The following is a 21,585-nucleotide window of genomic DNA, read 5'->3' as shown; positions in this document are numbered from 1 at the left end:
GCTTCATGCTGCCTTCCAGATCACCCTTTTTTTCCGGCAGGGAACATGAAATCTCTGAAATCATGTCGCTGCTGCCAAAAAAACGTGTAATTCTGATTTCCGGCCAGGCCGGAGTTGGAAAAACCACTCTGGCATTAGACCTGGCTCACCGGCTTTCGCAGGAAAAGGCACGCTTTGAAAGAGTGCTCTGGACACGCGCCTATAGAGGTGAAGGTGAAGCGGAATTCTGTACTGAGATCATTCAGGCCATCAGAGAGATGTCAGGCGATAAATGGACTGGAAACGCAGATAAAAATCTGCTGACTCTGGCCGAATTTATTGAAAATAGAATGTACACAGTCATTATCGACGACTGCCAGTTCCTGCCTGAAGAAATAAGGGCTGGCTTCATCGAAAGCTGCCTGTTGAGATTCAGGCAGTCCCGTCTTTTCATGACAAGCAGCAGGCCTAACCCGCGCGAGTATAGCGCTTTGTTGAATTTTCAGCTGAATTGTCTTTCCCGGGAATCGTCTTTAAATCTTCTGACCCGGATGCTTGAAAAGCATGGCTTTGCTGCCCTGAGCGCAGAACAGTTCGAGCTGCTTTTTTCCTACATCGGCGGATCTCCTTTGTCTTTTAAACTCTTTTTGAGCAGTCTGCTCAGCGGAGAAGTCACAGTTCATTCTCTGCTTTCAGATCCGGATTTTCCGCTCGAACGTGAGCAGCATCTGATGAACATCATCTGGCTGAAACTGGATCTTGAAGAGCGCGAAATCCTGAAGCAGCTTTCTCTTTTAAACCATCCAGTGACACCCGGGGATCTTCCTCTCTCATTTGAAGCGAAAGAATCGCTTCAGAAGCTTTCGGAAAAATATCTGCTGGAAACCCGCTCGGCAGAAGTCTTCTTTCACGACCTGCTCCGTCCTCTAGTAATTTCCATGATGGACTTCCATGAATTGAGCGCCATCACGCTTAAACTGGCCGAGCATTTTTCTTCCTCCAGGACCTTCAGACCCAGGCTTCTGATGGAAGCCTGCCGCCTCTTTCGCACTTTGAACGAGCATCAGAAGTCTGCAGACTTACTGCTGCGCCTTTGCGACGGAGTTTTTATGCTGGGAAATTTCATCAGCGGTCTGGACACCCTTTTGGACGAAACCCTGAAATGGTCGGACCATCGCAGGGCAGAACTGCTTGAAGCACGCGCCGAGCTGTTGATGCACAGCAAAGATTTCAAAAAAGCTGACGAGTTCATCAGTAAAGCCGATGCCGGAGTAAGGAAGATCCTTGAGGCGAGATCACTTCAGCTTCAATCCCGGCTAAACGAAGCAGTTGAACGTTATGAAAGTAATCTGAATTCAGACAACTGCATAAGGATGCAATTCAACCTGCTGTCGAATCTTGCCGCCTGCCACAGCCGGCTCGGAAACATTACCCGTGCGGCTGAATTACATGCCCTGATCCAAGCGGAGGACCTGACGAGAATTCCGGATATCCGCCTGGCCAGATACTATTCCGATTATGCAATGTTTTTGTATTACAGGGGAAATTTCAAACAGGCCCTTGACCTGACGCTGAAAATCGAACGGATCTACAGGGATAAGAGCGGATCTTTGCATGGAGCTGCCTTGTTCAACCTGGCCCTGTTCAGTGTCGAACTCCTGGATATTGCACATGCCAGACGCTATCTTTCACAGGCTATGGAAGAACAGAAAATCATCGGCGATGAGCAGGGGTTGGCTTTCAGCCGCAATCTGCTCGGAGAAATCTTTCTTCTCAGCGGAAAACACGCTGAAGCTCTGGAAGAAAAAATGACTGCCCTGGAATCGGCGGAAAAGAATCACTGGACTTTTCTTACAGGTTACATGCACAGCCAGCTGGGCGAACTGCTCATGAGAATGGAGGATTTCAGCCAGTCTGAAATCCATTTCAAAGCCGCTCTCTTTATTTTCCAGACTGCAGGCGACCAGTTGGCTGAGTCCTGGACCAGATTTTATTACTCCCTGCTCAGACTGATCACCGGTAATCTTCAGACAGCTCACTCAGATCTGGAAAGAATCAATAAATACGCTTCCGAAGGGTCACATCCCAAACTCAAGGCATTCACTTCTTACTTCCTTGCTCAGACGTACAGATTGAGCAGGAATTCAGCTGCAGCCAGGATGGAACTCCTGGAAGCCAGGAAAATAATGGGGAAATTCCCTCAAAAAGCCAGGAAGAAGTTCAGGGATGAATTCCTCTGGTACAGGAAGCGCCTGCCGAAAAAGCGGAATTAAGGAATTCCGTTTTTCCGAAAACCCGGGTGACTTCAGTGTCTTACTTACCCCAGGCCAGTATTTCAAAAACTCTGTATCCTGCTTCACCTTGTTTCTTGTAATAGATCGGCAGAAATCCGGCGACATATTTTTGATTGCCTTCAGGATGGGGGAAAAAACCAGGAGGAATCGCAGCGACCTGACCCACGTTCACTGCTTCATTCTTGAAAAAAAAGGCACAGATTTCTTCGCGGAAAGTCTTCAAACCTTTGATATACCAGTCCCTCCGCTGCAGAGCGGACAGTCCTTCTGGTAAGCTTCCTACAGTTGAGATGAAAATCGAGGCATACGGAATATGGGAATCAAGTTCATCCTGGGAAATGGAAAAATCCCCGAATTGTCTCTTTACTGATCCGATGGCTGTTCTCTTGATCAGGACATTACCAGGGTTTTGAAGGGTGGAAAGCAGATAAGTTCCTGGATAGGCGCTGCCAAGATCGAAAGGTTCCCAGAAAGCTTTGACTGTTTTCCCTAAATCGAAAGCTGCCGGATATTGATAATACTTCAGAAGCACGAATTGCTTATCAGGTTCCGGATATACGGGAAGGGGAAATCTGGATGCCAGCGCATCAGACAGAGTCCATTTGTTGACTTCTGGCAGTCTGTCAGTGTGCAGCGGTATGAGATCTGTCTTTTTATCAGACTGAGTGATTGCCTGAGGAGTAAAGCCGTCAAAATAACAAATCTGGATTTTAGAGGCAGTGCTTACGAACCATGTCCTGGTCAGCAGTTGTTTGACAGTCAGGGCAGTCAATTTAGAGGATCCAGGATTCTGTCCTGTGACAAAGTTGCCGCTGACAGTCACTTTGGGAAGCCATTCCGGACCGCAGGAATATCCGCCACCGCTGACTTCATTCAGCCTGGATTCAAGCTGATCCTTTAGCGGCGAGGCAGACACAGCTTCCAGCAGGCCGGCTGCCTTTTCCTCAGCTGCTGAAAATCCGGTCACTTCATGGCCGGCCAGTATGGGTAAACCATTTGTTCCTTTGATGTTTACCAGAGCTGCAAGGCCGTGGCAGACAGCTGAAATCACCTTCCCTTTTGCAGCCATGCCTCTCACCACTCGCGCCAGATCCCTGTTGTCGACCAGGTCAAACAGCACCCCGTGCCCGCCTACAATGAACATTGCATCGTAATTTTCCGGCCTGGCTTCAGAGAGAGGTATCGTCCGGTCCAGCGTCTTTCGCATTTTCCAGCTTTTGACCAGCTGATCTATTTCCGGATTGCTGCTCGCAGGATCAAGCGGAGGCCTGCCGCCTTTCGGGGATGCCAGTGTCACGTTGAATCCGGCAGATTTGAATATCTCATAAGGCGTAAAAAGCTCTTCACCCCAGTAACCTGTATAATGCCCTGGGGCCAGGAGTCCGTCATAACTTGTGACTACTATCAGGACATTTATACCTTGTCCTGCTGCCTGCAGGCATAACGAGAACAGCGCAACCAGAAACAGTACAATGATCTTATTTGTCATGCTTTCTCCTTTAAACGGTTGATTTCCACAATTTTATCATAAACGGGCTGGAGAATAAATCCTGTAGGGGCACCCCTTGCGGGTGCCCGAACCATAATTCGGTTCTCCAACGGGAGAACGGGCAACGGCGAGCGTTGCCCCTACAGATTAAAACCCATGTGCAACCCTACATTAGATCAATTTCATATTCCCCGTTCATGTCTCTGCAGCAGATTGTAACTGGATTCACCGGTTAATTCCTGCATTATTAGATTATCAGGATTGAAGTCTGGAGGAAAAACAAAATGTTCAGCAGAATCACCATAATCGCATTGATCATGGCCTTTTTCCAGTGCCATTCCGCCAGCATCATGCAGCTGATCTATGATCATGACCTTCCTACAGCTCTGAAATCTTTTGAAGTGACTTCTGAAGTGTCACCTGAAGAACAGCAGCAGACAGAGTGGTGTGTAATGATTTACAGTTCACTGGAAGGCGGGGAACCTCTGGAGACTTTTTTCATCCAGGAGCTGGTAGACATGCTGGATGTAAGTCTTGAAAAATTCGTGCATGTGGTGGCGCAGGTGGATTACCGCCATTGCCACAATCTCCAGTCCAAAAGATACTGTCTTGCCGACGGTAAACTGCAGGTGCGGGCTGTTCTGCCAAATCAGAACATGGGTGATCCCGCGGTTTTCGCAGATTTTCTGACCTGGGCCATGCAGTACCCTGCGAAACATCGCCTGCTCTTCATCCAGGGCCACGGCACAGGCGTCCTGACCACCTCAGGCCCTGGCAGCTTTGAAAAAAGCCGCTCTTTCGGGATTGATTATGGAAATAATGATTCGCTTTCGATGTCTGATGCTTCATCCTGCCTGCAAAAAGTCTTGGGCGACAAAAAAATCGATGTCCTGGCTTTCCGTTCCTGCCTGATGAACGGGATCGAGTGCGCGACCATGTTCAGCAGCTTTTTCGATTATATGATAGCCACAGAAACAACCCAGAAGGCCGGTTTTTCCAAGCCAAAGCAGAGAGAGGACTTTTTTGATACATTTTTCCTTGATGAACTGAAGCGGAGAAACGGGATCATGGAGCCTCTCGAAATGGCGACTGCAGTATATGAAAGCATTAGAAACACAAACATGATCCTGGTGAATGGTATGCCGGGTGCCCAGTTCGAAATTTCCTGCTGGGACTTATCCAGACTGCGCTCGACGATTCCCGATTTCAGAGAACTGACCGATTGCCTGACAGCCCGGCTTTCCGCTCCAGGTGCCGATCTCAGGCGTGATCTGGCTGAAGTGAGGACCGGATGCCCCCTTTTTTATGAGTATTCCTCAGGGAAATGCGCATATGTGGATCTGGAATCGTTGTTGAGCGGACTCGAAATGCAGGCAGCCTCCTCGACAGACAGGGCATCAACGGATTTCGGCAGACAGATTGGAGCAATCAAAGACAGAATCAGCGCAGGCCTGAAAAACGCGGCACTAAAGCATTGTGACAATTTCCACCAGGTTGATCCCGGATTCGCCACTTCCATTCTGCTGCTTCCCCTCTCCAGCAGTGAAGCGGAAATCTATCAGGATAAAATTGCCCCTGAATATTCAGAGCTGGATTTCAATAAAGAGACTGGCTGGAGCGGGTTTTTGAACAGTCTGTAGGAACACTTTTCCTGAATGTCCATCTATAAAAACCTGGAACAATCTTTTACCGGGTGCTTTCTTCTGTGGAAAAAATTACTAGGTAGATGTAATATATTAGTATCTTGAGTATGGCAAATTTTCCGTTGCAAGTTAAAGAGCTCCTTGTGGGGTGAACAACAGTAACTTTTGATCCCTTCGCGTTGCTCGGCACAAAAGTAACTGTTGTGCAGGACCCGCCACAAATCAAAGCTTCGGTTAAATATTTGGCTGCACACTACTAAAATTTGACAGACTCAAATTTCTGTATCATATTATACCGCCCGGGGGGAAAATGACCGCTAAATCTTTCAGTGAGCTTTTTACCCGCTGTAAATCGAATCCACTGATTACTGCCAAAGACATTCCGTATCGGATCAATTCGGTTTTCAATGCCGGAGCGACCAGCATTGAAAACGAAACATTGCTGCTGATGAGGACCGAGGATCGCAGAGGCATTTCTCATCTGACCGCAGCCAGAAGTCGTGATGGTATTACCGGCTGGCGGATTGACCCTGAGCCCACCTTATTGGAGTGTCCTGAATCTTATCCGGAAGAAAGCTGGGGAATAGAGGATCCCAGAATTACTTATCTGGAAGAAATGGGATTATGGACGATCGTTTACACTTCTTATTCCAGTTGCGGCCCCCTGGTCTCCCTGGCCTGTACCAGAGATTTCAAAAAGTTCGACCGCAAAGGGATCATACTGCCGCCTGAAAACAAGGATGTCTCTTTGTTTCCAGTCAGATTCAACGGTCAATGGGCAATGCTGCATCGGCCTGTTACTGGATCCTCAGGCGCACATATCTGGATCTCATTCAGTCCGGACATGACACATTGGGGGAATCACCAGCTTCTGATTCCGGCACGCGACGGGGCCTGGTGGGATGCCGGGAAAATAGGCGCTTCACCGCCGCCGGTCCTGACGGAAAAAGGATGGCTGATTATTTATCACGGCGTAAAAAAAACTGTCAGCGGATGTATTTACCGCCTTGGTCTGGCACTGCTGGATCTGAAAGATCCGAGAAAATTGCTGGCCCGCTCCGACGAATGGGTTTTTGCGCCTGAAGAGAGCTATGAAATGACGGGTGATGTCGATAAGGTGGTATTCTCCAACGGCTGCGTTTCTGACGGTAAAAAACTCAACCTGTATTATGGCGGTGCCGACAAATGCATCTGCCTCGCTACTGCAGACATAGCCGAATTGCTGGAATGGCTTGGCCTGCATACTCACAGCGCTGAAACTGTCAATCAGGCTGGAAGGCATGAAATCGACCAGCAGGATTTCAGTGGGAATCGGAGACCATGGGGATTTTACGAAGTGATTTCCGACAATCCGGATCACAAGCTGAAAAGGATCACTGTCTATCCTGATCAGCGCTTGAGTTTACAGCGCCATTTCCGGCGATCTGAACACTGGTATGTGATCAAGGGACAGGCAAAAGTGGTGCTTGATGGCCGGGAAATCCCGCTTGCGTCCGGACAGGCTGTTGACATTCCAGTTAAATCATGGCATCGCATTCAGAACACAGGGGCTGCAGACATGGTTTTCGTCGAGGTCCAGACTGGTGAATATTTTGGAGAAGATGATATCGAAAGAGGGGAGGATGATTATGGGAGAGCCAAGTAGACCGATCGTCAGACGTTATGAGAAGAATCCGATTCTGACCAAGCTGGACATACCTTATCCGGTGGAGACTGTTCACAATGCTGGGGTGGTTAAACATGGGAAAAAATACATCATGCTGTTCAGATCACACCTGTGCAACGGAAGGTCTGTGATCGGAATCGCGGAAAGCGATGACGGGCTGCAGTTCAAAGCAAGGTCTGCGCCTTTCATTGTCCCTGCAGGAACAGAACCGTTCAAATCTTATGAAGAATGCGGGGTGGAAGATCCCCGCATCTGCGCCATAAACGGCGAATATTTCATCACCTACAGCGCTTACTCCAAACATGGAGTGCGGATCGCCCTGGCCAGCACAAAAGATTTTGAAAAACTGGAAAGGATCTCCCTGATTACTCAGGCTGATTATCGGAATGTGGTCTTGTTTCCGGAGAAAATCAACAATCGTTATGTCCGACTCGACCGCCCTCACTCGGAAATATCTCCCTGGTCTCTCTGGATATCGTACTCGCCTGATCTGATTTACTGGGGGGATTCCAAGGTTCTGATCAAACCCATGACCTATCATTGGGATGAAATGAAGGTGGGGCCTGGTGCGACTCCCATCAAAACGGAAGAAGGGTGGCTGAATATTTTTCATGGTGTCTTCAAGACCATGGATGGAGCGGTCTACAGACTCGGTGTAGCGCTGCATGACTTGAAAGATCCGTCGCTGTTAAGGGGGGTCTCAGACAACTGGATACTTCAGCCGGAAAGCCCATGGGAAATTACCGGTTATGTGCACAATGTCGTCTTCTGCTGCGGTGCAGTGGCTGAAGCCGACGGCACCATCAAGATTTACTGGGGAGGCGCAGATTCGGTAATGTGTGTCGGAACCGCAAAGATTTCGGATCTGATCCAGATGTGCCTGACAAAACCTCGCCCGCCTTTGGGGTGAATTACTCCTGCAGGTTTTCCGGGCCGCCGGATTCCGGCCGGCAGATGTTGGCTTCATGCTCCAGGATCACTGCGCTTATTGACCTCTACAGCCAATCCTGGGGTATAGCACACCTCACCTTATACTTACATGGTGATAATTTCGTTTTAATTGACGTGATCGGTTTCCGACTGTAAAATAATTATATGTCCGCTCAATCTCAACTTTTAGAAGCTGTTGTCAAATCGAGCGTAGCGAAGATTTGCTACAGCTTCTTAATCCCCGGAACAACGCGAAGGGGACAACAAAGCCAACCACAAATCCGATCTGCCCCACTCATGTATACGAGAAACTGGGGGAAATATCCCCAAAAGACCTGTTTCCAAATGAAAATCCGACAGAGCTCGTACTGAGGTTAAACAGAGGACATACTAAGGACATCACGCGGAAGTAAAAAGATCGGGGAAAAACTCTACAACCATTCAATACCAGGCAAGAGGAAAAATGGCAAACTGCAAGTTCGTGGTCGAGGCTGTGGATCTGCCGGGGGATGAGGGCAAGAGACCGAAAAAATTAGGATTCAACGCGGAAGGGGTGAAGGTTTCACGAATTTTTCCCCTTCTCTTCTTCAAAACTGATAATACTTTTTAATAAGGGTGGCTCATGCCAATTAAGTCTTATCTCCTATTCCTAATCATACTTGCCAGTGTGTCATTTATCCATGCCAATACTATTCCCCTTAAACAGGGCTGGAATCTAATTTCATTGGGTGTACAGCCTGTAGACTCCTCAGTTTCCGAGATTTTTCACAATGTTCCTGATATGAAATATTTGATGGGATTTTTAAGAAACCCCTCCGATGGAGGCAGTGAAGGATTCCGCACTTATATGAACATTGAGGGGATGAGAGATTTTAGTACCCTAACCACCATGGATGGTTTACATGGATATTGGGTTTATATGACAGGCATAGACACTCTGGAAGTTTTCGGTGATAAAATCGATGTGCAACAGCAGATAATGTTGAGTTCTGGGTGGAATCTAGTCGGGTATTGGCTGGATCAGTCCTATGCGATGCCCACTTGTGAAACCCAGACCAATACAATAATCGATTCAATTTTCAATCCTTCCCCTTCCATCATTGGCGGCACAGCAAAATACATCATGGGATTTTATCGTGATACAGGCAATGGAATATCAGAAGGATTTAAAACCTTTATGAATAATACAGCCATTTCGTTTAGCAACCTGCCTGCTATTGATCCAGGAAAAGGTTATTGGGTGTACATGCAAGATGAAGGGATACTTGAATACAACAGCAAAAACCCCTTGGATCTGACGCCACCTGAAAATATAACTGCATTCAAGGTCTCTGGTATAGACGCAGCTATCCCTTGCGTCAGTTTGTGCTGGACTAACCCTGAAGAAGATTTCTACAAAGTTGTAATCAGGCGCAAAGAGGACTCTTACCCTAATGATCTTGCCGATGGAACTGAAATATACAATGACAATGGTTCGCATACACTAGACAGTACTGTTAGCATCGGGAAAAAATACTGTTACAGGGCCTGGGCTTATGACTCCAATGAGAATTTTGCATTATCAACAGCCATTACCGATGCCTTAGTTATTGATACGAATTTTGTTGATCTCGGTAAATCTACCCTTGTTTTAGATACTACAGAAGCAGTATCAGTAAATTATTCGCCCGACAATGGGGGGGTAAGCATTCCTGTTGCTGCTCCGTCAGCGGCCGAATTGACTGTAGGTTCAATCATCGTGGCCGGTACTTCGGAAACTGAGACCGGCATAGCCAGAAAGGTAACAAGCCTCAGAGTTGAAGGCGAACAAGTGATCGCTGAAACTACCCAAGCAGCTCTGGATGAAGTGATCGAAAATTGTGATGTTTCGGTTGTGAGGCCACTAAATTTCAGTAACGCCGAGTTTGCGCCATTGCGGAAAGGAGTGAAATTAGTTTCTCCATTGCATGCTCCCACAAAGGACGGCCTTTACATCAGCCTTGATAATTGCGTGTTGTACGACTATGACAAAGACACTTCCACTACTTTCGATCAGATTACAGTAAAAGGCTACATTTCTTTCAAAAATCCGATCTATAACGGCGAGTGCAAGATTAGTTGGCACGGTTTAGATAAATTTTTAGTCTCTTTGGCATTCAGGGAAGATTCTGAAATGAAGATTACGTCAAAAATAGCGGGTCAACTTGAGTGGAAAAAAGATTTGAGTGAGTGGTTCCCGTTCTGCAAAGTTCGTTTTCCCAAAATTGTGGCTGGTCCTATCGAAATAGGACCTGTGATGACTTTCTATATTGGCCTCCAGGGGAAAGCTTATGCGGGTCTTTCAGTATCTGTGGTTCAACAGGCCTCAATGACTGGAGGATTGTTATATGAAAATGGCTGGAGCCCGATCAGACAATTTTCAAACACTTTTTATTACACACCACCAGCTTTGTTTGCGAACGCTGACTTTAAGCTTTATTTCGGACCACAAGTAGATTTCAACATCTATGAAGTAGTAGGTCCTTACTTAATGGTTGATGGTTTTTTGAAACTGGTAGCAGATACTACTCCTAAGATGACTTTGTATGGCGGCCTGGAAGCAGATGTTGGAATCACTGCCGTTAAAATACTAGGTTTCAAGTTAACTGAACCTTTCAAACTAACAGGTGCTATTAAAAATCAGCAGAAACTCTGGGAATTGTTAAAACCCAGCACAACATCATTGATGAATTATAGTAATGTCAGTTCAACAGGTTTTTCGCTGAACTGGAGTAAAATAAGCAATGCAGACTCATACAGAATTTACAAAGACTATAAACAATACGGTGTGGATACAACTGGGAATTCGGTATCCATCACCGGACTGTCGCCTAAGCATATATACACCATGCAGGTTTCCGGAATCAATATTCTTGGCGAAGGCGATAAACGAAGTCTGATAGTTCCCACCTCAAACCCCTTAACCAGCATCACAATAGCACCTGCCATGATTTCTCTCTACACGGGTTCCTCATATTATCTTAACAACAACATAGTAGCTACAACCCATTATACAGACGGCAGTACGTTCAATGTAAGTAGTGGTATAACCTGGAAAATGAGCAGCGGAGTGGGCAATCTGAACGGAAATATCTATATCGCTGGGGCGAATGCTGGCAGCGCTGTGCTGACATGCAGCTACATAGATTGTGGTTTAACAAAATCTGCGAATCTTTCTATAACTGTGAACAAGACCAAAACCTTTTCAAATATCAGCATCAACCCTTCATCTGCATCAATTACCGCTGGCGGTTCTTACAACCTATCCAATGTCAATGTTACAGCGCATTATTCCGACAATAGCACTTCTACTGTGAATGGCGTTACCTGGAGCCTGAGCAGCGGAGTAGGTAGCCTAATCGGAACCACCTACGACTCAGGTTCTAGCGCTGGTAACGCAATTCTTGCTTGCAGTTACAATGATGGTGGTGTGACAAAGGCTACGGATTTTTCTATAACTGTAACTAAAACACTTTCAAGTATCAGAATAAATCCAACCTCAGTTTCGATATTTTCCAACAGTTTCTTCCTTTTATCCAACATCAATATCACTGCTGATTACGCAGACAGTAGCACTGCCACAATTAGCAACGGGGCTTGGAGCTTAAGCAGCGGAGTGGGCAGCATAAGTGGTAAAACATATTATCCTGGAGCAAACACGGGAAGCGGAGTATTGACTTACAGTTATACTGAAAATGGTGTCACAAAAACTGCGAGTATAACTGTCACAGTTAACAAAATTCTCTCCAGTATATCTTTAAACACTAATGAGATTCACATTATTGCTGATGGAACCTTTGAACTTTCAAGCATATCTGCTTCTGCTCATTATTCAGATTCCAGTAATGTACCTGTGGACAGCGTGTCTTGTGTGATGGGCAGTGGGTTGGGACAGATAGAAGGAAACGTATACCTTGCTGGGCCGAATGCGGGTAGTGCTGTTTTAATCTTCAGTTATACTGAAAATGGTGTGACGAAGACTGCAAATTTAAAGATAATTATTAACAAAAGGCTTTTATCTATAAGCATCAAACCTTTATCTGTTGAACTCACTTCTATCAGCTTTTATAACTTATCCAATGTCATTGTCACAGCCCGTTATTCCGACAGCAGCACCTCTACTGTGAATGGCCCCGCCTGGAGAATAATCAGCGGAGTGGGCAGCCTGAGTGGAACCACTTACAGCGCAGGATCTAGTGTTGGGAACGCAGTTCTTACTTGCAGTTACAATGAAGGAGGTGTGACAAAGACTGCGGATCTTTCAATCAGCATTTTTAACGATTCCATTGATACAATTGATAAGGCAATCACAGATATACAAAATGCAATTCTGAATAAAGGCAGCACTTTGTTCGCATCAAGAATCAGCAGCACAGCCGCTGTTGATGGTTGGGGTAAGACCTCCCTCACAACAGCTTTTTCAGCTTATGTCGCAGGCTCAGCCATTCTGAATGACAGTATAATTCCTTCTGTAACGAGTTTATCGATGGTCCCGCAAAACATTGTTTACAATGCAGACATGAATGAAGCTACTCTTGAAGTTGATGTCAACTTCACCTGGACTCGCACCAGAAGCAGTTTTTATAACAAAAATGGTGGAGCTTATACGAATGTATCTGAACCATACCATGTCACTTGGCCTGTGCATTTTGCAAAAATATCTGGGATTTGGCAATTCACAAATTGCGAACTCGTTCAATTCATTCGGATGAAAAATTCTTTGATTAATTTCATGGATCCACCTCACAATAATATTTCTTTTTCGATTTATGAAGATACCAATCACCCGATTAATAGTTTTTCTGTTAGAAAAGATAATGCCCCCTTTACATTTGACGGAACCTGGGAATGGACGACAAACGCATCGAGGAAAGTTAAAGAAGGCTATAAGTATTATGCAACACTGGAAGCAGGGACTTACGCATTTGATATTGCTTATATGGATGGTAAAACTGCAAGCTATTCAAGAGTGATAAAAACTACTTTTCAGGAACCGAAGGTTACCGCTATAGTCAATGGTCAAGTTGTGACCATCACTTGGAATGACAATGCAGCGGTTGCCAACAGTAATGATAATTACAAGATCTCGGTTGTAACTGATGGACACACTTATAATGCTCGGGGTTTATCACGTACCACTAATTCGGTTGTTTTTACTCTGCCTTCATTGAGCAATTACATAAGCATTCAATTTAGAATTCAGGATCCTTTCTGGAACATCTTATTCGACACACAATTTTACCCAAAATCCTTAACCAGTATAAATCTGAATCCTGGGTCGATCGAAGTGAGTGTCAACAATACTTACGACTTGAAAAATGAGATTGTTACGGCAAATTATCTGGACACAATGTTACAATCCAGTTCTCGCACTGTCAGTAATGTTAGCTGGAGCATGCCAAATGGGGTTGGAAATTTAAATGGGTCCACATATAACGCAGGATCGAGCGTGGGTAATGCTGTACTAAACTGCAGCTACACAGAAGGTGGGGTGAGGAAAAATACTGATCTCCCTATAACTGTAACCAACCCACTTTCAAGCATTACCATCAGCATGACTTCTGAAACATTATACACTGGTACATCTTACAACTTATCCATTGTCATTGTTACTGCCCATTATTCCGACGGCAGCACTTCTACTGTGAATGGGGCTACTTGGAGTATAAACAGTGGATTGGGCAGCTTGATTGGAACCACCTACAACGCAGGGTCTAGTGCTGGAAGCGCAGTTCTTATCTGCAGTTACAATGAAGGAAGATTGATAAAGACTGCGGCTTTTTCAGTAAATGTAATTCCCCAAAAAACTCTTACCAATGTTATCATTAGCCCATCAAATATCACACTAAGCGCAGGTGGGACATATAGCTTAAAGAAAGAGTACATAACAGCACTCTATTCAGACACCTCGACTGCTGAAATTACAAGTGAAATTTGGAGTGTAAGTTCCGGTCACGGCACAATCGAAAACGATATTTATACTGCTTCCTCTGATACCGGCAGCGCGGCATTAACAGCGAGTTACTCTGAAAGCGGTGTGACAAAGACTGCTGATTTTAATATAAGTATCGTTTCTTCACCGATTGTCAATTGGTACCAAGCGACTGATAATGTCCCTTGGAACGGAAGAGAAGGCAATACTACCCTGGTTTTCTATGATAAAATGTGGATCATAGGCGGTGCTGATTGGGAAGGCAGCAATACACTATTCAATGATGTCTGGTATTCCTCTGATGGCGTTAGTTGGACCCAAGCTAACGCCAATTCTGCTTGGAGTGCCAGATGTGGTCATACGAGCTTAGTGTTTAACAATAAAATGTGGGTACTGGGTGGATGGGACGGTACACAGAAAAACGATGTATGGTCTTCAACTGATGGCGTTAACTGGGTGCAGGTTACTGCTAATGCTGCTTGGTGCGCAAGAAGTGGTCATACAAGCTTAGTGTTTGATAATAAAATGTGGATTATTGGTGGAAATTATTACGATCAGACACTTCCTGATAACAATAAAAAAAATGATGTCTGGTATTCCTCTGATGGCATCACTTGGACTCAGGCTACTGCACATGCCGGTTGGAGCGAAAGATTTTTCCATTCGAGTGTAGTTTTTGATAACAAAATGTGGGTTATTGGTGGAGGAAATAACAGTGTTGGTTGGCCTATATATAATGACGTGTGGTATTCCACTGATGGCGCAAACTGGACGTTGGCGGCAGCCAATGCTGGGTGGGGCATACGCTCTTCCCACTCAAGTGTAGTGTTTGATAACAAAATGTGGGTTATTGGAGGTTATTCAATCAATAATATTTGCAATGATGTGTGGTATTCCACTGATGGTGTAGATTGGTTTCCTACTAACAGCAGTAGAATATGGACCCCACGTGGTGGCACCAGCATCGTGTTTAATAATAAAATGTGGATAATGGGTGGTAAAAATAGTGTATGGAGTTATGATAAAGATGTCTGGTATTCTGACGGCCATAATACTGGTGAAACCATGACCTTAAATCTGACCGGGGAAGTAACTATGGATTTCGTCTGGGTACCATCCGGCAGCTTTACCATGGGTAGCCCTGATAGTGAAACAGGGCGAACCACGAGTGAAGTGCAGCATACGGTAAACATTACCAAAGGCTTCTGGCTGGGGAAGTATGAAGTCACTCAGTCCCAGTGGCAGGCAGTGACAGGAAGAAATCCCAGTCATTTTTCTGGCTACCCGAATCGACCGGTAGAGGAAGTATCTTGGAACGACTGCCAGTCTTTCATCACATCGCTGAACGGCAAGGGCATTGGCACTTTCAGACTGCCAAATGAAGCAGAATGGGAATATGCATGTCGGGCTGGGTCAACATCTGCATATTATTGGGGTACCAACCCGGATGAGAAATACATGTGGTATAACTCAACTTCGGGGTCAACTCACGATGTAGGAGGGAAGCTGCCCAATACCTGGGGGTTATATGACATGAGCGGCAATGTCTGGGAATGGTGCAATGACCGGTACGGTATGTATAACAGCTCTATACAAAATGACCCACAAGGCCCCTCTACCGGCAGCTACTTCGTTTCTCGCGGAGGCAGCTTTTATCACGCTGACTACTATAGCCGTTCTGCATATCGAGGCAACTATGTGTCAACGTACTATAACGATTTCCTTGGCTTGCGTATTGTATTAACACCAGCGGGGCTGTGAAGCAAACGAAGAAATGACCTGGGCTGCGACTAGTCGATAACTTGTAAGGTAGAGATTTTCAGAAGCTTGGAAACGGGAAAAATGCATTAAAGAACCATTGATCGATATCACTATATCAAAAAGATGGATTTATTTGGTTGTTAAAGAAGAGTCTAGGAGGAAAAAACCATATGCACAGTCTAATGGGGAGTGTTATTGGCTATCTTTTCGCAGTTGTTGCAGGTCATTTTACTGTTCAAAGCGTCGTAGATAGTCTTTGGACATCTATTGGATGGACAGATACTGCATACCAAGAACGGCCAGAATGGAAGTACTTCCAATATCAGAATCATGAACAGCGACAGCACTAATCAACAGGATGTCACCAATGATGGCAACAGCAGGCAACCATACTGTGGCATGAACAGATCTTGCCATAACCAGCTAATTTGCTTACCACTGATAAACTTGGATGCTGTATGAAACATTTGGTTACTTTGACTCTTATCCTGATCGCATTCGTTTTTTTTACACCTGCTGATGCCTTCACAATAAATGGGTCAGTAATCTCAGGAGCTAACTGCCGTGTTGTCATCTGGGAGAATAGTTCGAAAATTAATGAGACAACTTCCTCCAGTGGTGGTGCTTATATTTTTTCAGAATTGAACCCAGATACTTATGAAATCGTTGCTTATCAAAGTGGCTTTTACCCCGGACTGCTTTCTTTAGAGCTCACTACAATGGACCTCACCGGGAAAAATATCACTCTTACTCCCATATCTTCTACCATGACACCCACTGTCAGGACATTTACTGGTACTTTGGAAGTCGATCACGATGGCGACGGTATCTTGGAACCTGCTGAACCTGGCGATATAATCTGTGCCGCTAATTCCCAGGGATCAATATTTGGTTTAGAGCGGAATAGGGGAGCGGAATAGGGGACGCGCCTGAATTTTCAACATTCCTGCATTCCTTACAAACGTACTATATTGAGGTAGAATCGAAATTTATCTGTCAGGCTTTTAATTTCTTGAAAACATAGCGAAAATTTATTCGAATAGAGGAGAAGTTCAGATGAAGGCAAGGACTGGATTCCTGCTTCCGCAGTGTTGATGGCGGCGGTTGCCGTACAGCTTTTCGGGGCAGCATGCCCCCCCGCTTCAGGTACTACGATATTGGCTTGCGTCTGGTCTTCCGCCCGTAGGAACAGAATATTACTATTATCCTGCGCCGGGAGATCCTGCGCAGCAGGGGGCGAGCGGTGCGGGCGTTATGCACGCCGATTCGAAGGACATGCCGTGCTTACTTGTAAACGTCGCCTCTCGGCCCGACTCTGAAAATGAGTATTATATTGTCTTCTTCCCTGGAGAAAAGTATTCGATATCTGCCAACCCTGAGCCTGAAAATGCCGTCTTCACCTGAAACCGGCCTGATATCAGCATGCTGGCCTGAACTTAATTTCTGTGCTCTTTCTTTCCCTTGCTGATCAGATTCCTCTCATCATCGCTCAACGGCGATTCGTCTGTTTCAACCATGGTCTCCCAGAATAGATCCACAAGCGCTCGCTCGGGCAGGGAACGGAGAATGCTCAACAGCGCTTCCCTGGGGATGGCAATCGATTGTTTCATTGTCTTCCTTCCTCAGTCTGCATGAAATGGCCAGTATCTGCTTAGCAACATTATCTCAGATATTGCTAAAAAATCAAAGGGAATTGCTGAAATCGTCCTGCAATAATTCGGATTCTTCTCAAGACAGGGGGACGGTACTTGGTTTTTTTACTTTCCGCTTTCCAAAGGGCGTAATGGATGAAATCTGATTTGTTGTCCTGAATCCGGATTGGTTGTATCATTATGATTCAAGGAGGTGCAGATGCAAGCCATCAGGACTATCAAAACCATCAAGAACGGCAGTTTTACAATTGATCTGCCTGCGGATTTTACCGCCAAAAAGGTGGAAGTCATTGTTTTACCCTTAAAAGGAGGGAAAAACGGGAACTCCAAAAGTATCAGAGAAACTCTTCTCAACGGCCCGCATCTGACCGACAAAGACATGGAAGAATACAATTCCATGAAAAAGTGGCTTGAAACATGGCAACCAGAGCAATTTTAGTCGACACATCACTTCTGATTGAATATTTCAGGGCTAAAAACAAGGAGAATACTCAACTTCTGAAACTCTCCACGGATTATTCTTTTGCAATTTCCACGATCACTGTGTTTGAATTTCTCTCAGGCTTTAAAACAAAAGGGGAAGTGATCACAGAATATCTTTTGAAAAGCTTCCGGATTGTTCCTTTTGATTATGCATGTGCCGAATCTGCAGCCGAAATTTTCCAGCATTTGAAAAGCAAAAACAGATTGATACCACCTTCAGACATCTTCATAGCCGCTTCAGCGATTACCTGCGGTCTTGAACTTGCCACTCTAAACCTGAAGCATTTCAAAGGCATTAAAAATTTAGCGCTGATTGTGTAAAGTGGACAAGAATGGCCATGGCGCCTCTTTCACTCCGGCTTGATCGTACCTGTGGCCAGATTGATGCACTTGTCGCCGCCGCCGTAATACACATATAACATGCCGTCAATTAAGGCCGCCCCTTCCGGGAACACCACCTGCGGCACATCCCCTTCAGTTTCATAACTGTGCTCAGGAGATATGATCGGCACCGGGTGCCGGTAAATCACCTTGGAAGGATCATGCAGATCCAATACTGCCAATCCGGCTCTGTAGATCAATTTGCCGTCAGGCAGAGATTCAATCCCGTGGTAAATGATCAGCCAGCCGAACCCGGTTTTGACAGGCGGGCAGCCTCCCCCGATCTTACAGTTTTCCCAGGCGAATTCAGGTTCAAAAAGGACCCTGTGATGATGCCAGTGGGTCAAATCCTCTGAATCAGCGATCCAGATCGAGGTCTTTTCGGGAAAATGATCCGGGATTTCATCTAAATCCCAGTCCAACCATGATTGATTCAATTTGACCTGAAATTTCCCCTCTGTTTTTCTGATCCCGTCTTTCTTCCAGTTGTGCGCCCTGTGGAGCATTACATATTGATTGTTGATCTTTTCCGGGAACAGAACCGTATCCTTATTGATGGAAATAAAAGGACTGATCAATCCCAGCTTCTTGAAATGGTAGAAGTCGGTGGTTTCAGCCAGTGCAGCCTGCGGGTGAGAGCCATACTGGGAAGTTTTGTTGTAAGCGACATAGGTCACATAAAGTTTACTGCCGATTTCGGTGATTCTGGGGTCTTCGCAGCCATACTGTTCATAGTCGTATTCCGGCACCAGAACAGGTTGATCAGACATGCGGCGGAAATTTCTGCCGTCGTCAGACAAGGCATATCCGATTCTGGATATGTATTTTTCGTATTCACCAATTGCTCTGTAGAGCATGTGAAATTTTCCGTTTTTATAAATCAGCCCGGCATTGAAAACTGCCTTTGATTCCCAGTCGTTTCCCGGATTAACGGTCAGGACAGGGTTTTTTTCATACTTTTTGAATTCGACCTTGAGTTTCATTGTTACCTCTATGCACAGAATTGTTGCCAGGAATAAATTTTAATATGCAGATACTGGAAATTACAACAAAAAGGCTTAAAAAAAAGGAAATCACCGAAATGATGAACTCAGGAGATTCCCTGTCAGTGATAAGAACAGGAATGGCGGAAATTATGCATAAAGTGAGGGAAATTCTCAAAAATAATTTCAGTATCTCAATCATGGAAGCCGGGAATGGTGTCTTTGTGATGGCAGGAGATCAGCCGGTTTGAATATCTGGCTGTTAAGGCCAGTTCAGGTGCTTCCCTTTCACAGATATCCGTGGCGTAGGGGCATCTGGGATGGAACACGCATCCTGAAGGCGGGGCTGCCGCAGAAGGCAGATCAAACGATTTCAGCGGTAGTTCTATCCGTATTTTCGCTTTATGGGGATCAGAAGGAGGGATGGCGGAAATCAGCGCCTGCAGATAGGGATGACCTGGGGAGGAGACAGCTTCACTGATAATTCCCTGCTCAACGATTCTGCCGAGATACATGACGATGATCCTGCCCCCTGGTGCAAAATAACGTGCTGTAGCCAGATCATGCGTAATGTATAAAAAGGCAATGCCGTGCTCGCTGTTCAGCTTTTTCATCAGATCCAGGACGGAAAGTTTCAGTGAAGCATCCACAGCAGAGACCGGTTCATCGGCGATGATCACTTTGGGCTGCAGGATGGTGGCTCTGGCAATGGACACGCGCTGACGCTGACCGCCGGACAGTTGAAAGGGATACTTGGACATGTAATAATCGGTCGGGCAGAGATCAACCGAGGAGAGGAGCTCGGACACTTTTTTTTTGGCTTCTGCTCTGCTGCCGGCAATCTGATAGTGATACAACGGAGCGGACAGTGTCTGGAAAACCGTTCTCACCGGATTCAAACTCGCATATGAGTCCTGATGAACGACCTGAACTGATGATCTTAACTCCCTGGACCATTTGAAGTCTTTTTTCCAGATATTGTTTCCCTGGTAAGCCACTTCCCCCTGGGAGGGCTTCTGCACTCCCAGACAGATTTTTCCGATTGTAGTTTTACCGCAGCCAGATTCACCAATGACTGCTATCATATCCTGCCGGCTGACTTTAAGGTTGACATTATAGCCTGCCTGCATGGTTCTGTCTTTGCCGACAGGAAAGAACATGTACACATCACGCAGCTCGATCAGCGCCGTCATGAGAACATCTCCTTCCTGTGACAGGAAACGAATCTGTTTTCAGTCACTTTTTCCGGGTAGGGCCGCTCTGTTTCACAAATTCTCAGGCTGGATTCACAGCGCGAGCTGAAAACACAGCCGGTTATTTTATTGATCAGGTCAGGCGGACTCCCTTTAATCGGTTTTTTCTTCACAATATCTCCGTCAATGAACGGGATGGCATCTATCAGGCCTCTTGTATAAGGATGAATCGGTTTGGCAAAGAGCTGTTCGGTAGGTGAAATTTCCATCACCTCCCCGCCGTACATCACGATCATGTTTTGAGAAAGTTTCGCTGCGATGGCGATATCATGGGTGATCAGAATCAGGGTCAGGTTTTTCTTTTTCTGGATCTCCTGGAATATATCAAAAATATAATGCTGGGTGATCATATCCAGTGCTGTCGTCGGCTCATCGAGGATGATCATCTCAGGGTCCAGAACCATTGACATTGCGATGATTACCCTTTGCCGCATGCCGCCTGAAAGCTGGTGGGGATATGCAGAAAGGACTCTGTCAGGATCGAGCCTCACCATGCTCAGCAGTTCGAGAATTCTATCCCCAGCATTTTTAAAATGCGGGTCATGATCCCAGATGGAATCTTTCAGCTGTTCCTCAATTTTGAGGGTGGGATTCAAGGCGTTCTGGGCTGCCTGAAAAACCATAGAAGCCTTCCTCCACCTGAACTGCCGCTGTTTTTCGGCTGATAATTTCAGGATGTTTTCCTCCTGAAATATTATTTTTGAGTTCGGGCTGATTCGGGCATTTTCCGGGATAACTCCCATCACGGCCTTGATCATGGTGGATTTGCCGCAACCTGATTCTCCTATGATGGAGGAGACACTGCCGGATTCGAAATCCATGCTTACCTCATCCAGTGCGCGCAGACAGCCGCCGTGAGTGGAATACGTAACTCCCAGTTTATCTATTGACAGTATGATGCTCACTGATTCACCTACCTTAATCTGGGATCAAACAATTCCTCAATGCCTGTGGCAAAATTTATCAGGGCAAACTGAAAAACAACGATAAAAAATATCGGTGTGAGGAAATAGGGCAGGGCTTCAGGAACATAGATGGCGCCTGTCTGCTTGGCGGCGATGTTGAGCATCATGCCCCAGTTGGTCACTGAAAGCGGCACAAGACCCAGAAGCATGATCCCG

General features: G+C 45.8%; 16 protein-coding genes and 1 pseudogene. 10 read left to right on the top strand and 7 right to left on the bottom strand.

Annotated elements, in window-relative coordinates:
* Nucleotides 1-5 precede the first annotated feature (5 nt).
* The gene (locus PHW04_15535) at nucleotides 6-2,252 is read left to right on the top strand and encodes an NB-ARC domain-containing protein (protein MDD2717300.1); all 2,247 of its coding nucleotides are present in this window, start codon (nucleotides 6-8) and stop codon (nucleotides 2,250-2,252) included.
* 40 nt (nucleotides 2,253-2,292) lie between these two features.
* Here the strand turns inward: PHW04_15535 and PHW04_15530 are convergent, their stop codons facing one another.
* Nucleotides 2,293-3,762, bottom strand: a complete 1,470-nt coding sequence (locus PHW04_15530; protein ID MDD2717299.1) for a type 1 glutamine amidotransferase domain-containing protein — start codon at nucleotides 3,760-3,762, stop codon at nucleotides 2,293-2,295.
* Nucleotides 3,763-4,046: 284 nt separating this feature from the next.
* Here PHW04_15530 and PHW04_15525 point away from each other — a divergent pair, with 284 nt between their 5' ends.
* The 7 genes and pseudogenes from PHW04_15525 to PHW04_15495 all read left to right on the top strand — a co-directional run bounded on the left by PHW04_15525 (nucleotide 4,047) and on the right by PHW04_15495 (nucleotide 16,632).
* The gene (locus PHW04_15525) at nucleotides 4,047-5,402 is read left to right on the top strand and encodes a clostripain-related cysteine peptidase (protein MDD2717298.1); all 1,356 of its coding nucleotides are present in this window, start codon (nucleotides 4,047-4,049) and stop codon (nucleotides 5,400-5,402) included.
* A 313-nt stretch (nucleotides 5,403-5,715) separates the two neighbouring features.
* Nucleotides 5,716-6,639, top strand: a pseudogene (locus tag PHW04_15520) (glycosidase).
* A complete protein-coding gene (locus PHW04_15515) occupies nucleotides 6,625-7,050 on the top strand; it encodes a phosphomannose isomerase type II C-terminal cupin domain (GenBank protein ID MDD2717297.1) in 426 nt (141 codons plus the stop codon). Before PHW04_15520 ends, PHW04_15515 begins: the two are co-directional and overlap by 15 nt.
* Nucleotides 7,034-7,981, top strand: coding sequence for a glycoside hydrolase family 130 protein (locus PHW04_15510; GenBank protein ID MDD2717296.1), 948 nt, complete (start codon nucleotides 7,034-7,036; stop codon nucleotides 7,979-7,981). Before PHW04_15515 ends, PHW04_15510 begins: the two co-directional genes overlap by 17 nt.
* A 483-nt stretch (nucleotides 7,982-8,464) precedes the next feature.
* Nucleotides 8,465-8,611 carry a hypothetical protein gene (locus PHW04_15505; protein MDD2717295.1) on the top strand — a complete coding sequence of 49 codons (147 nt, stop codon included), beginning with the start codon at nucleotides 8,465-8,467 and terminating at the stop codon, nucleotides 8,609-8,611.
* A gap of 57 nt (nucleotides 8,612-8,668) precedes the next feature.
* Entirely contained in the window at nucleotides 8,669-15,712 is a 7,044-nt protein-coding gene (locus tag PHW04_15500) for an SUMF1/EgtB/PvdO family nonheme iron enzyme (protein MDD2717294.1), read from the top strand.
* Nucleotides 15,713-16,170: 458 nt separating this feature from the next.
* Nucleotides 16,171-16,632: a carboxypeptidase-like regulatory domain-containing protein gene (locus PHW04_15495; protein ID MDD2717293.1), complete on the top strand. Its 462-nt coding sequence runs from the start codon at nucleotides 16,171-16,173 to the stop codon at nucleotides 16,630-16,632.
* A gap of 364 nt (nucleotides 16,633-16,996) precedes the next feature.
* Here the strand turns inward: PHW04_15495 and PHW04_15490 are convergent, their stop codons facing one another.
* Both PHW04_15490 and PHW04_15485 read right to left on the bottom strand, forming a co-directional pair.
* The gene (locus PHW04_15490) at nucleotides 16,997-17,128 is read right to left on the bottom strand and encodes a type II toxin-antitoxin system RelE/ParE family toxin (protein ID MDD2717292.1); all 132 of its coding nucleotides are present in this window, start codon (nucleotides 17,126-17,128) and stop codon (nucleotides 16,997-16,999) included.
* Between the two features lie 20 nt (nucleotides 17,129-17,148).
* Nucleotides 17,149-17,322 (bottom strand): hypothetical protein, encoded by a 174-nt coding sequence (locus tag PHW04_15485; GenBank protein ID MDD2717291.1) that lies wholly within the window; start codon nucleotides 17,320-17,322, stop codon nucleotides 17,149-17,151.
* A 241-nt stretch (nucleotides 17,323-17,563) separates the two neighbouring features.
* Between PHW04_15485 and PHW04_15480 the strand changes: the two genes are divergently transcribed.
* Both PHW04_15480 and PHW04_15475 read left to right on the top strand, forming a co-directional pair.
* Nucleotides 17,564-17,803 (top strand): hypothetical protein, encoded by a 240-nt coding sequence (locus PHW04_15480; protein MDD2717290.1) that lies wholly within the window; start codon nucleotides 17,564-17,566, stop codon nucleotides 17,801-17,803.
* Nucleotides 17,782-18,168: a type II toxin-antitoxin system VapC family toxin gene (locus PHW04_15475; protein ID MDD2717289.1), complete on the top strand. Its 387-nt coding sequence runs from the start codon at nucleotides 17,782-17,784 to the stop codon at nucleotides 18,166-18,168. The genes PHW04_15480 and PHW04_15475 overlap by 22 nt, the downstream gene beginning before the upstream one ends.
* 29 nt (nucleotides 18,169-18,197) lie before the next feature.
* On the opposite strand, the gene PHW04_15470 is transcribed toward PHW04_15475, so the two are convergent.
* The 4 genes from PHW04_15470 to PHW04_15455 form a co-directional block, all read right to left on the bottom strand.
* Entirely contained in the window at nucleotides 18,198-19,211 is a 1,014-nt protein-coding gene (locus PHW04_15470) for a glycosidase (protein MDD2717288.1), read from the bottom strand.
* A 194-nt stretch (nucleotides 19,212-19,405) separates the two neighbouring features.
* Complete coding sequence (locus PHW04_15465; GenBank protein MDD2717287.1) at nucleotides 19,406-20,404, bottom strand: ABC transporter ATP-binding protein; 999 nt, start codon at nucleotides 20,402-20,404, stop codon at nucleotides 19,406-19,408.
* Nucleotides 20,401-21,369 (bottom strand): ABC transporter ATP-binding protein, encoded by a 969-nt coding sequence (locus PHW04_15460; GenBank protein MDD2717286.1) that lies wholly within the window; start codon nucleotides 21,367-21,369, stop codon nucleotides 20,401-20,403. The genes PHW04_15465 and PHW04_15460 overlap by 4 nt, the downstream gene beginning before the upstream one ends.
* 8 nt (nucleotides 21,370-21,377) lie before the next feature.
* Nucleotides 21,378-21,585, bottom strand: a 208-nt coding sequence (locus PHW04_15455; GenBank protein MDD2717285.1) for an ABC transporter permease, incomplete at its 5' end; no start/stop codon positions are given.

Source organism: Candidatus Wallbacteria bacterium, from assembly GCA_028687545.1.
Taxonomy (GTDB): Bacteria; Muiribacteriota; JAQTZZ01; order JAQTZZ01; family JAQTZZ01; genus JAQTZZ01.
This window is presented reverse-complemented; position numbering and strand designations above follow the sequence as displayed.